Source organism: Variovorax sp. P1_H12_2, from assembly GCF_056405335.1.
Window position 1 is genome coordinate 1 of record NZ_JBFUCI010000173.1, and the last position, 12089, is coordinate 12089.

The window sequence follows — 12089 nt, forward strand, 5'->3', positions numbered from 1 at the left end:
GCCCTGGATCGCGGCCACCACGGGCTTGCTGCAGTTCTCGATGGCCGCGCACACGTCGGGCAGCGAGGGCTGCTGCGGCGTCTGGCCGAACTCGCGGATGTCGGCGCCGGCGATGAAGTTGCGCCCCGCGCCCACGATCAGCACCGCCTTGGCGCCGTCGTCGGCTTCGGCCGCGGCGATCGCCGCGGCCAGCCCGCGCCGGACGTCGACGCCGAGCGCATTCACCGGGGGGTTGTCGATCGTGACGACCAGCACGTCGGCTTGACGCTCGAAGCGCACGATCGCGGACGCAGGAAGGGTGGGAGAGATGGCCATGGTGATTGTCTCCGTGAGCGAACCGGAACGGTTCCTTGAGGGTGAATCCGGCATTCTTGATCCGGGCCGCTGCTTTGACAATTGCATTGCCGATTGACAGACTGTCAAAGAAGTTTTGACAAAATGGCCCCATGGACCTGCAATCGCTGACCCTCCTTGTCGAAATCCTCGACGCCGGCAACCTGAGTGCCGCCGCGCGCCGCCTCAACATGAGCCGTGCCAACGTCAGCTACCACCTGAACCAGCTCGAGCGCTCGGTCGGCGCGCAGCTGGTGCGGCGGACCACGCGGCGGGCCGAGGCGACCGAGATCGGCCTGCGGCTGTACCAGCATGGCCTCGCCATCCAGGGCGAACTGCTGGCGGCGAAGGAATCGGTGACCACGCTGGGCCAGGGGCTGCAGGGCCGCGTGCGGCTCAGCGTTCCGAGCGGCTACGGCCAGCTCGTGATGTCCGGCTGGCTGATTGCCTTCAAGCGCCTGTACCCGGGCATCGTGCTCGACGTGCTGTTCGAGAACCGCATCGAGGACCTGCTGCGCGACGAGGTCGACATCGCGATCCGCGTCATGGCCGAGCCGCCGCAGAACCTGGTGGCGCGCGAGCTCGGTCCGGTGCGCTACGTGGCCTGCGCATCGCGCGGCTACGCCGAGGCGCATGGGCTGCCGACCCAGCTCGACCAGTTGCAGGGGGCGCCGGTCGTGACCTCGGCGGTGATCGGCCGGCAGCTGCGCGTGTCGGCCTACCAGGGCGAGGAGCGGCGCGAGGTGATCCTCGAGCCGACGCTGATCTCGGAGAACTTCCTGTTCCTGCGCCAGGCCGTGCTCGCCGGCCTGGGCATCGGGCTGGTGCCCGACTACGTGGTGCAGGACGACCTGCAGCGCGGGGAGGTCGTGACCACGCTGGACGACTGGCGGCTCAGCATCTTCGGCACCGGGATGTTCATGCTCTACATGCCGAACCGGCAGCACACGCGGGTGGCGCGGACCTTCATCGATTTCATCCTCGAGCGGGCGCGCGGCGCGGCGACCACGATGGGACAATCCGTGCCATGACAAGCCCCGCCGACACCCTCACCCTCACCCGCCCCGACGACTGGCATCTCCACGTGCGCGATGGCGCCGCGCTCCAGGCCGTGGTGCCGCACTCGGCGCGCCAGTTCGGCCGCGCGCTGATCATGCCCAACCTGCGCCCGCCGGTGACCACCGCGCAGCAGGCGCTGGACTACCGCGCCCGGATCCTCGAAGCGGTGCCGGCCGGTCTGCGCTTCGAGCCCGTGATGTCGCTCTACCTGACCGACAAGCTGCCGCCCGAGGAGATCGAGCGCGCCGCGGCGGCCGGGGTTCGCGCGCTGAAGCTCTACCCTGCCGGCGCCACCACCAACAGCGACGCCGGCGTGACCGACATCAAGAAGGCCTATGCGACGCTCGAGGCGATGCAGAAGCACGGCCTGCTGCTGCTGGTGCACGGCGAGGTGACCGACCCGGCGGTCGACCTGTTCGACCGCGAGGCGGTGTTCATCGACCGCGTGATGATCCCGCTGCGGCGCGACTTCCCCGAGCTGAAGGTGGTGTTCGAGCACCTGACCACGAAGGAGGGCGCCCATTACGTGCGCGACGCGAGCCGCTTCACGGCCGCCACCATCACCCCCCACCATCTGCTCTACAACCGCAATGCGATCTTCACGGGCGGCATCCGGCCGCACTACTACTGCCTGCCGGTGCTCAAGCGCGAGACCCACCGCGTCGCGCTGGTCGAAGCGGCCACCAGCGGCAGCGACCGCTTCTTCCTCGGCACCGACAGCGCGCCGCATCCCGCGCACCTGAAGGAGCACGCGCTGGGCTGCGCCGGCTGCTACACCGCGCTGACCGCGCTCGAGCTGTATGCCGAGGCCTTCGACAACGCCGGCGCGCTCGACAAGCTCGAGGGCTTCGCCAGCTTCCACGGGGCGGATTTCTACGGACTCCCGCGCAACACCGACCGCGTGACGCTGCGGCGCGAAAGCTGGACCGTGCCCGAGACCGTGCCTTACGGCGATGCGACCCTGAAACCCCTGCGTGGCGGCGAGACGGTGGCCTGGAGGCTCGCATGAGCGCCGCGCCGGGCCGCCCCAAGCAAGCTCGCACCGCAGTGCGCAGCACGGAGGTACTCCAATGAGCCGTACGGCCGCTCCGCGCGTGATCTTGCTGGTCGACGCCGACAACGTGTCGTCCGACGTCATCGAACAGGCCGTGGAGCGCACCCTGTCGGAGCACGGCGCCGTGCACGTGCGCCGCGCCTACTGCAATGCCGAGACCGCGCTCAAGCAGCAGGCGCTCTTCAAGCGGCTGTCGATGCGGCCGATGGTCAATCTGTCGGCCGGCAAGAACAGCACCGACATCGCGCTCGCGGTCGATGCCATCGATCTGGTGATCGCGGAGCGGCCGGACATCGTCGTGCTGGTGTCCTCCGATTCCGATTTCGCGCCGCTGGTGATCCGGCTGCGCGAGAAAGGTTGCCGCGTCTGCGGCATCGGCCAGCAGGGCAAGACCGGCGACGAGACCGTGGCCGTCTACGACAGCTTCGTCGACCTGCAGCACCATGCGGCACCGAAGGCGACCAAGGCCCGCGTGGCGGCGGTGGCCAAGCCGGCCGCCAAGCGCGCCGCGCGCGCCCCCCGGCGCACCAAGGCCGAGGCGCCCGCACCCGCCCCTCGCGCGCCGGTGCTGCCCGACGACGTGCTGCGCATCCTCGACGCCGTGGTCGAGCTCGGCATGGGCAACAAGGTCGAGCTCAATGTCGCGGCCGAGCGACTGCGCGCCGCGAAGCTGCTCGGCAAGAGCGCGAGCTCGCCCAAGCTGTTCAAGAAACACCCCGAGCTGTTCCTGCTGACACCCGAGAAGACGCCGAACAAGGTGCAGTACGTCGGCCCGATGCCGGCGTGAATCCGGTGGCCGGCGGCGTGGTCGTCGATGCCTCGCCGCCCTGGCTGGCGCCCCTGGCGCCGTGCGCGCAACGGGTGGCCGCGAGGACTGCAGGCGGCCACAGCGTGGCCCATGCGCTGTCGGCCGAGCCGGTGGCCATCGAACTGCCTGCCGGGCCGCTGAGCTTCGTGCCCGGCGACAGCGCGGCGCCGGGCGAAGCCTACGAGGCCTTCATCTTTCGCACCGCCTGCGTGCCGACGCGCGACACCCTGCACGATCTTCTCAATGGCCTGGTCTGGCTGCATTTCCCGCGCGCCAAGCGCCGCCTGAACGAATTGCAGGCCGCCGAGATCGCACGCACCGGCATCGGCGGCACGCGGGGCCCGCTGCGCGATGCGCTGACCCTCTTCGACGAGAACGGCGCCGTGCTCGACGCGCCGCCGGCCCTGTGGGAGGCACTGGTCGCGCGCGACTGGCAGCGGCTCTTCGTCACGCGGCGCAGCCTGTGGCGCGAAGTGCGGCTGCTGGTGTTCGGCCACGCGCTGCTCGAAAAACTGCACACGCCCCGCAAGGCCGCCACGGCGCATGTGCTGGTGCCGTCGGGCGCGAACCCCTCGCTCGCGATCAGCGACGCTTCGATCGCGGCCGCCCTGGACGCCGGGCACCTCGCCACCAAGCCCTTCGTGCCGCTTCCGGTGCTCGGCGTGCCCGGCTGGTGGCGACCCAACGAGAACTTTTCCTTCTATGATGACTCGGAGGTTTTCCGACCTCGCAGGGCTCCACAACCAAAGCCAACCAAACCGGCCCTGCAGCCTGGCTCCGCTTGAAGCGGGCCGCCCCGTCCCCATCTGTACACGTCGTTTCCCCACGGAGAATCCAACTTGAAACGCATCCTTCTGTTTGTCCTGACCAACGTCATGGTGGTCGCTGTTCTGGGCGTGGTCGCCAGCCTGCTGGGCGTCAACCGCTTCCTCACGGCCAACGGGCTCAACCTCGGCGCGCTGCTCGGCTTCGCGCTGATCATGGGCTTCGGCGGCGCGATCATCTCGCTGCTCATCAGCAAGCCGATGGCCAAGTGGTCGGCCGGCGTGCGGATCATCAACGACCCGCAGTCGCCCGACGAGGCCTGGATCGTGCAGACCGTGCGCAACTTCGCCGACAAGGCCGGCATCGGCATGCCCGAGGTCGGCATCTTCGAAGGCGACCCGAATGCCTTCGCCACCGGCGCCTTCAAGAACTCCTCGCTGGTCGCCGTCTCGACCGGCCTGCTGCAGAACATGACGCGCGAAGAGGTCGAGGCCGTGATCGGCCACGAAGTGGCGCACGTGGCAAACGGCGACATGGTCACCATGACCCTGATCCAGGGCGTGATGAACACCTTCGTCGTGTTCCTGTCGCGCGTGATCGGCTATGCGGTCGACAGCTTCCTGCGCCGCGACGAGCGTTCGTCGGGCCCCGGCATCGGCTACTTCGTGACCACCATCGTGCTCGACATCGTGCTCGGCTTCGCCGCCGCTATCGTGGTGGCCTGGTTCTCGCGCCAGCGCGAATACCGTGCCGACGCCGGCGCCGCCCAGCTCATGGGCCGCAAGCAGCCGATGATGAACGCGCTGGCGCGCCTGGGCGGCCTGACGCCCGGCGAACTGCCGAAGTCGGTCGAGGCCATGGGCATCACGGGCAAGCTCGGCAGCCTGTTCGCGACCCACCCGCCGATCGAGCAGCGCATCGCCGCGCTGCAGAACAGCTGAGCTCGCCCCCAGGTTGGGCTCACTGCGTGTAGCCCGCCCACCCCCTACCGGGGGCAACACCAGCGGCCCGGCAAAGCCGGTTCCGCGGTGTTTCACCAACGGGCCTGGCTGCGCCGGCCGGAACTCTGTGCCCTAGGCTCCGGCCACGCTGCGCGCCACGGCTTCGGCGACCTTGATGCCGTCGACCCCCGCCGACAGGATCCCGCCGGCATAGCTCGCGCCTTCACCGGCCGGGTACAGGCCGCGCACGTTGAGGCTCTGGAAATCCTCGCCGCGCGTGATCCGGATCGGCGACGAGGTGCGGGTCTCGACGCCGGTCAGCACCGCATCGTGCAGGTCGAAACCCTTGATCTTGCGGCCGAAGGCCGGAAAGGCCTCGCGCATGGCCTCGATCGCGTAGCCGGGCAGCGCGCCGTGCAGGTCGCCCGGCGTCACGCCCGGCTTGTACGAGGGCAGCACGCTGCCGAGCGCCGTGGAAGGCCGGCCGGCGACGAAGTCGCCCACCAACTGGGCCGGCGCACGGTAGTCGCCACCGCCGAGCACGAAGGCGTTCGACTCCAGCGTGCGCTGCAGCTCGATGCCGGCCAGCGGCGAACCGGCGCGGCCCTCGTCCCAGCCCGGAAAGTCGCCGGGCTCGATGCCCACCACGATGCCCGCATTGGCGTTGCGCTCGTTGCGCGAATACTGGCTCATGCCGTTGGTCACGACCCGGCCTGGTTCGCTGGTCGCGGCCACCACGGTGCCGCCCGGGCACATGCAGAAGCTGTAGACCGAGCGGCCGTTGCTCGCGTGGTGCACCAGCTTGTAGTCGGCCGCGCCCAGGAGCGGGTGGCCGGCATGGCGGCCCCAGCGCGCGCGGTCGATCAGGCCTTGCGGATGCTCGACCCGGAAGCCGATCGAGAAGGGCTTGGCCTCGATGTGCACGCCGCGCGCGTGCAGCATCTCGAAGCTGTCGCGCGAACTGTGGCCCAGCGCCATCACGACGTGGTCGGCGCGCAGCTCGCTGGTCTGGCCGGTGCGCTGGTCGAGCACGACCAGGCCGCGCAGGTGTCTGCCTTCCGGTCCGTCCTCGATCAGCACGTCACTCACGCGCTGCTCGAAGCGGATCTCGCCGCCCAGCGCCGTGATCTGCTCGCGCATGTGCTCCACCACCTTCACCAGCTTGAAGGTGCCGATGTGCGGGTGCGCCACGTAGAGGATCTCGGGCGGCGCGCCGGCCTTGACGAACTCCTCCATCACCTTGCGGCCGAGGAAGCGCGGGTCCTTGATCTGGCTGTAGAGCTTGCCGTCGGAGAAGGTGCCGGCGCCGCCTTCGCCGAACTGCACGTTCGACTCCGGGTTCAGCACGCTCTTGCGCCACAGGCCCCAGGTGTCCCTGGTGCGCTGGCGCACGGTCTTGCCGCGCTCGATCACGATCGGCTTGAAGCCCATCTGGGCCAACAGCAGCGCGCAGAAGATGCCGCAGGGGCCGAAGCCCACCACCACGGGCCGCAGCGGCAGCTCGGCCGGCGCCTGCGCCGGGGCGTGCCACGCCATGTCGGGCGTCGGTCCGATGCGCGGGTTCTCCGCGAACTTGGCCAGCAGGCTGGCCTCCAGCGCGGGGTCGGACAGCGCCACGTCGACGATGTAGACCTGCAGCAGGTCGACCTTGCGGGCGTCGAAGCTGCGCTTGAAGACCTTGTGCTCGGCCAGCGCCCCGGCGGGGACGCCGAGGATCCCGGCGATGGCCTGGAGCAGCGCCGCTTCGTCGTGGGCGAGCGGCAGTTTGATTTCAGAGATTCTCAGCATGTCGTGGGCTTGTGTCTATCAAGCAGGGACGCCGATTATCGCAACGCCGCCCAGGCCGCGGCGCGCCGCCTCCAGTCAGGACAGAGCAAAAACCCGCTGCGCTGTTTCTTGGTCTGTCCCGCAATGTCTCACGAGGGCAGGAAGCCGTCGACCGACAGGTAGCGCTCGCCGGTGTCGTAGTTGAAGCCCAGGACCACCGCGTCGGCGGCCAGCGAGGGCAGTTTCTGCGCGATCGCGGCCAGGGTGGCGCCGGACGAAATCCCGACCAGCATGCCTTCCTCGCGCGCACAGCGGCGCGCCATTTCGCGCGCCGGCTCGGCATCGACCTGGAGCACGCCGTCGAGCAGGTCGGTGTCGAGGTTCTTCGGGATGAAGCCGGCGCCGATGCCCTGGATCGGATGCGGCGCGGGCTGGCCGCCGGAGATCACCGGCGAGGCCACCGGCTCGACTGCGAAGACCTTGAGCTTGGGCCACTTCTTCTTGAGCACGCGGGCGCAGCCGGTGATGTGGCCGCCGGTGCCCACGCCGGTGATCAGCACGTCGATGCCGCCCGGGAAATCGGCCGCGATCTCCTCGGCCGTGGTGCGCACGTGCACGTCCACGTTGGCCGGATTGTCGAACTGCTGCGGCATCCAGGCGCCGGGCGTGCCGGCGACGATCTCCTCGGCCCGTGCGATCGAGCCCTTCATGCCTTTCTCGCGCGGCGTCAGGTCGAAGCTGGCGCCGTAGGCGAGCATCAGGCGGCGGCGCTCGACCGACATGCTGTCGGGCATCACCAGCACCAGCTTGTAGCCCTTGACCGCCGCCACCATCGCCAGGCCGATGCCGGTGTTGCCGGAGGTCGGCTCGACGATCGTGCCGCCGGGCTTCAGCGCGCCCGAGCGTTCGGCATCCTCGACCATCGACAGGGCGATGCGGTCCTTGATCGAGCCGCCCGGGTTGGCGCGCTCCGACTTGATCCAGACTTGCTGCGTCGCGTGGCCGAAGAGGCGCTGGATGCGCACATGCGGCGTGTTGCCAATGGTTTGGAGGATGGTGTCTGCTTTCATGCGGTCTCCTTGGGGCTGGCCCCGGCTGAACGAAAAGGGAGCGCCATTGTGGCGATAATCGACGGGTGAAGCGCGCCGGACCGCCGCTGGTGCAAGTCTCGAAAGAGCGCACTGGAGGAACGTCCGGACTGCACAGGACAGCGCAGGAGCTAACGGCTCCCCACCGCGAGGTGAGGATCAGAGCAACAGAGACGAGTCGGCCGGGGGCAACCCCGGTCGGGTGAAACGGGCAATCTCTGCGCGCAGCAACACCAAGTAGGCCAGCGTCGATGTGGTTCCGCAGAGCTGGCGGGTAGGTGGCATCGAGCCGTTTGGCGACAAACGGCCCAGAGTAATGGCGGTCACGCTGGGGTCTCGCAAGAGGCTTCAGTGCACAGAATCCGGCTTACAGGCGCGCTTCACACTTTTTTCGCTCGCCCCCAGGTTGGCTCACTTCGTGTAGCCGTCCACCCCCGACCGGAGGCGGCCCGGCCGCTTGGGAGCGGCCCGGCGCGGCGGGCCCCACGAAGGGAGCGCGCCTCGACGCATCAGAACCGTTCGTTGGGCGTCAGGTAGCGCCACTGGCTCGGCAGCAACCCCGACAGCGGCACCCGGCCAATGCGGATGCGCTTCATGGCCAGGATCTGCAGGCCGGCGTCGTCGCAGAGATGGGCGATCTGGCCCGGGCGGGGGCCCTTGAGGGCGAAGCGCAGGCCGGTGTGGCCTTCGGCCTGCTGGCCGATGCTGACGCGGGCCGGGCCGCGCTCGAAGCGCGCCAGCGTCTCGGGGCCGACCGGGCCGGCGACGTCGACCATGACCTCGTGCTCGAGGATGCCGGCGTCCTCCTGCAGCTTGCGCTCGATGCGCCACTCCTGCGTGAACACCACCAGGCCGCTGGCACCGGTCTCGAGCGGCGTCATGCAGCGCTGTGCCGCCACGTGGCGCGGCAGGAAGCGCAGGCCGGCGCGCTCGGGCTCGTGATGGTTGGCGGCCAGCAGCAACCGGTGCGCGTGGTCGGTCGGCGTGCCGGCGGGCTTGTGCAGCAGCAGCGTGACCGGCACCACCGGTTCGGGCCGGGCGCCGGCCTCGATCTCGACCTGCTGGTGCGCCAGCACGCGCGCCTGCGGCAACAGTGCCGGCTCGCCATCGACGCGCACCGCGCCGTTCTCGATCAGGAGCTCGGCCTCGCGCCGCGAACAGCCTGCCAGCGCCGCCACCCGCTTGGCCAGCCGGATGCCCTCGTCCGCATCTTTCATGGCTGGGTCGTCTGGCGTATGCGCTCGACATGCGCCGCCAGCGAACGCGCGGCCACCGGCCACATGCGTTCGGGGACGTCGTCGTAGGCCAGCGGCAGCCATTCCTCGGGCGTGCCCTCGGGCCGCTGGCGCATCGCGGCGGCGATCTTGGCCTCGCGCCGCAGGCGGTGCGCCTTCAGGTGGGCGATGGCGGCGCGGGCGTCGCCCAGCACATAGCCGTGCGCGGGCAGGATGAAGCCGACGCCGCCTTCGGCACAGGCGGCGTCGAGCTTGTCGAGCGAGTCGAGGTAGGCGTTCATGTTGCCGTCCGGCGGATCGACCACGGTGGTGCTGCCGTTCAGGATGTGATCGCCCGAGAACAGCAGTCCGTCTTCCTCGAGCAGCAGGCACAGGTGATTGGCCGCGTGGCCGGGCGTGTGGATCACGCGCAGCGTGTGGCCGTCCAGCACCAGGCGCTCGCCGTCCTGCAGCACCCGGTCGGGCGTGAAGCGGGCGCTGGCGCGTGCGGTCGGCGCCGATGGCATGCCGAGGATCGGCGGCAGGCTCTTGCACAGCTGCTGCAGCGGCAGGGCGCCGGGCGAGTGGTCGGGGTGCGAATGGGTGCAGACGATCAGGCGGACGTCGCCGCCGGTCGCTTGCCACAGGCGGCCGATGTGGTCGACGTCGTTCGGCCCCGGGTCGATCACGATGTAGCCGGTGGCCGCATCGCCCACGATGTAGCTGTTGGTGCCGGGGCCGGTCATCGCGCCCGGATTGGGCGCGGTCAGGCGCTGCACGTTCTTCAGCAGCGGCACCGCGCGCTCGCTCTGCCAGTCGAGCGCATGGACGATCTGGCCGTCGGGGCTGACCAGCGCGAGCTCGCCGAACGGCGACTCGGTTTCCATGTAGCGGGCTTCCTGTCCGGCCAGCCAGCCTGCGCGCGGACAACTGGTCCACAGCGGGCCTTCGCCCGCATCGCGGGGGCCGCAGGCGTCGAGCACGGCGGCGACCGTCGGGTAGGCGGCCAGCCGCGCGAGCGTGCGCACGGTCGGGAAGATCATGAAGAAGCTGCCCGCCGCGTGGCGCGCGAGCGCATCGGCCGGCCGGACCCAGCAGGGTTCGAACTGCTCGGTCTCGTCGGCCGTCGGCGTCTGGCCTTCGGGCATGGGGGCGACCAGGAAGGGCACGTCGAAGCGCTTGGGCAGGTCGCGGTCGGTGATCCAGTGCGCGAAGGTGAACACCTTGTCGGTCGACAGCCGCAGGCCGCGCGCCGCGCACTGGTCGGCGAAGGCGACGGTGGTGCTGGCGGTGCTGCGGTCCATGGCGGCGACTTCCTCGGCGCTCACCGGGCGGCCGTCCGGATGGTGGGCCAGCAGCACGCCGAGTTCCTCGAAGCTTTCGCGGATCGCGGCGATCGCCTGGGTGAGCTGGGCTTCGCCCTGGGTGGGGCGGCGCGTCGCGATGGCGCGCGCGCTGGCGTCGCCTTCGTCGATGCGTCCGCCCGGGAACACGTAGGCGCCGGGCGCGAAGCTGGCGCTGGCGGAGCGCCGGGTCATTAGCACTTCGATGCCTTCGGGCGTGTCGCGCAGCAGAAGCACGGTCGCGGCGGCGCGCACGGGCGCCGGTTCGCGCTGGGGGTGGAGCAGTTGGGTGGGGCGTACCATGGGTCGAGATTATCGGGAGATCGGCGAACCCTCGTGCAAAGGGGGCGGCGGCGCATAAGCTTCTACACGATTCTTCATGAGCAAAGCGCCACAATCCGGACCTGCCCATTTCGTCACCAGAGATCGCCATGCCCAGTTCTTTTCCCGGCTCCCTGCGCCATCTTGCCGCGTGGTCGGCGCTCGCCCTCTGGGCCCTCGCTCCGGTCGCTTCCGCCCAGCCGGACTGGCCGCACCAGCCGATCACGATGATCATGGGCTTCCCGGCCGGCTCGGGCGTCGACGTGGTGGCGCGTGCGATCCAGGAGCCGCTGCAGCAGAAGCTCGGCCAGCCGGTGGTGATCGACTACAAGTCCGGCGCCGCCGGCAACATCGCGAGCGAATACGTGGCGCGCGCCCGGCCGGATGGCTATACGCTGGCCTTCGGCACCGCGGCCACGCACGGCAGCAATGCGGCGCTCTACAAGAAGCTGCCCTTCGATGTCGAGGCCGACTTCATCCCGGTGGCGCCGGTGCTCGATGTCTCGAACGTGCTCACGATCAACCCGGACGTGATCAACGTGAAGACCCTGAAGGAATTCGTCGAGCTCGTGAAGGCCCATCCGGGCAAGTACAACTACGCCTCCACCGGCAACGGCGCCGGCACCCACATGGCGTTCGCGGAGTTCAACTCGCGCCTGGGCCTGGACATGGTGCACGTGCCCTACAAGGGCGGGCCGGAGGCCATCACGTCGGTGGTGCGCGGCGAGACCTGCTGCATCATGAACCAGGTGCAGACCGTGCTGCCACAGTACAAGGCCGGCAAGGTGCGGCTGCTGGCCGTCACCACCGCCAAGCCGGTGGCCGCCATCAAGGAGGTGCCGACCATCGCCTCGAGCGGAATTCCGGGCGCCCAGGGCTTCGACAGCTCGATCTGGTTCGGCATCTTCGCGCCCAAGGGTACCGACCCGCGTGTCGTCGAAAAGCTCAACGCCGCCATCGCGTCGGTGCTCGAGCAGCCCGAATTGCGCGAACGCTTCGAAAGCCAGGGCAACACGGTGCGCATCGAGTCGCCGGCGCAGTTCAAGCAGACCGTCCACGCCAACCGCGTGAAGTGGGCGGAGGTCGCCAAGGCGGCGAACATCCACATCGATTGACGCCCGCTTCCGGCCAGCGCAGCCAGGCCCGTTGGTGAAACACCGCGGAACCGGCTTTGCCGGGCCGCCGGTGTTGCCCCCGGTAGGGGGTGGGCGCCCCGACACGCAGTGCGGGGCAACCTGGGGGCGAGCCCAATGACAGGGCGAGCTAGCAGGCTGCTGAAATACCTCACCGGATGGTCCCCCGAAAGTGGGCCTGAGGCGTTGTCTTCGCAGACCCACGAAACCTGCTCCGATGCGCGGCCCTGACACATTCACCGAAGGTTTGTTCACCATGAGAC

At 69.6% G+C, this 12089-nt stretch carries 11 protein-coding genes and 1 other RNA gene; 7 read left to right on the forward strand and 5 right to left on the reverse strand.

Going from position 1 to position 12089, the window contains the following annotated elements:
- The coding region (locus AC1D2K_RS18015) for an enoyl-CoA hydratase/isomerase family protein (RefSeq protein WP_478090201.1) at positions 1 to 315 on the reverse strand (315 nt) is incomplete at its 3' end.
- Between the two features lie 131 nt (positions 316 to 446).
- On the opposite strand from AC1D2K_RS18015, the gene AC1D2K_RS18020 reads away from it, so the two are divergent.
- From AC1D2K_RS18020 to htpX, 5 genes are all read left to right on the forward strand, one after another.
- The gene (locus tag AC1D2K_RS18020; RefSeq protein ID WP_478090202.1) at positions 447 to 1364 is read left to right on the forward strand and encodes a LysR family transcriptional regulator; all 918 of its coding nucleotides are present in this window, start codon (positions 447 to 449) and stop codon (positions 1362 to 1364) included.
- On the forward strand, positions 1361 to 2401 hold the full coding sequence (gene pyrC, locus AC1D2K_RS18025; RefSeq protein WP_478090203.1) for a dihydroorotase: 1041 nt from the start codon (positions 1361 to 1363) through the stop codon (positions 2399 to 2401). Before AC1D2K_RS18020 ends, pyrC begins: the two co-directional genes overlap by 4 nt.
- A 61-nt stretch (positions 2402 to 2462) precedes the next feature.
- A complete protein-coding gene (locus tag AC1D2K_RS18030) occupies positions 2463 to 3233 on the forward strand; it encodes an NYN domain-containing protein (protein ID WP_478090204.1) in 771 nt (256 codons plus the stop codon).
- Complete coding sequence (locus AC1D2K_RS18035; protein WP_478090205.1) at positions 3230 to 4039, forward strand: DUF3025 domain-containing protein; 810 nt, start codon at positions 3230 to 3232, stop codon at positions 4037 to 4039. The genes AC1D2K_RS18030 and AC1D2K_RS18035 overlap by 4 nt, the downstream gene beginning before the upstream one ends.
- Before the next feature lie 54 nt (positions 4040 to 4093).
- A complete protein-coding gene (gene htpX, locus AC1D2K_RS18040; protein ID WP_478090206.1) occupies positions 4094 to 4960 on the forward strand; it encodes a protease HtpX in 867 nt (288 codons plus the stop codon).
- Positions 4961 to 5092: 132 nt separating this feature from the next.
- Here the strand turns inward: htpX and AC1D2K_RS18045 are convergent, their stop codons facing one another.
- Both AC1D2K_RS18045 and cysK read right to left on the reverse strand, forming a co-directional pair.
- Positions 5093 to 6748 (reverse strand): NAD(P)/FAD-dependent oxidoreductase, encoded by a 1656-nt coding sequence (locus tag AC1D2K_RS18045; protein WP_478090207.1) that lies wholly within the window; start codon positions 6746 to 6748, stop codon positions 5093 to 5095.
- Between the two features lie 128 nt (positions 6749 to 6876).
- Entirely contained in the window at positions 6877 to 7797 is a 921-nt protein-coding gene (cysK, locus tag AC1D2K_RS18050; protein WP_478090208.1) for a cysteine synthase A, read from the reverse strand.
- Positions 7798 to 7864: 67 nt separating this feature from the next.
- Here cysK and rnpB point away from each other — a divergent pair.
- Positions 7865 to 8201, forward strand: an RNA gene (rnpB, locus tag AC1D2K_RS18055) — RNase P RNA component class A.
- Between the two features lie 123 nt (positions 8202 to 8324).
- Here the strand turns inward: rnpB and AC1D2K_RS18060 are convergent.
- Positions 8325 to 9032 carry an RNA pseudouridine synthase gene (locus AC1D2K_RS18060; protein ID WP_478090209.1) on the reverse strand — a complete coding sequence of 236 codons (708 nt, stop codon included), beginning with the start codon at positions 9030 to 9032 and terminating at the stop codon, positions 8325 to 8327.
- Positions 9029 to 10675 (reverse strand): MBL fold metallo-hydrolase, encoded by a 1647-nt coding sequence (locus tag AC1D2K_RS18065; protein WP_478090210.1) that lies wholly within the window; start codon positions 10673 to 10675, stop codon positions 9029 to 9031. Before AC1D2K_RS18065 ends, AC1D2K_RS18060 begins: the two co-directional genes overlap by 4 nt.
- A gap of 128 nt (positions 10676 to 10803) precedes the next feature.
- Here AC1D2K_RS18065 and AC1D2K_RS18070 point away from each other — a divergent pair, with 128 nt between their 5' ends.
- Entirely contained in the window at positions 10804 to 11808 is a 1005-nt protein-coding gene (locus tag AC1D2K_RS18070; protein ID WP_478090211.1) for a Bug family tripartite tricarboxylate transporter substrate binding protein, read from the forward strand.
- Positions 11809 to 12089: the final 281 nt, after the last annotated feature.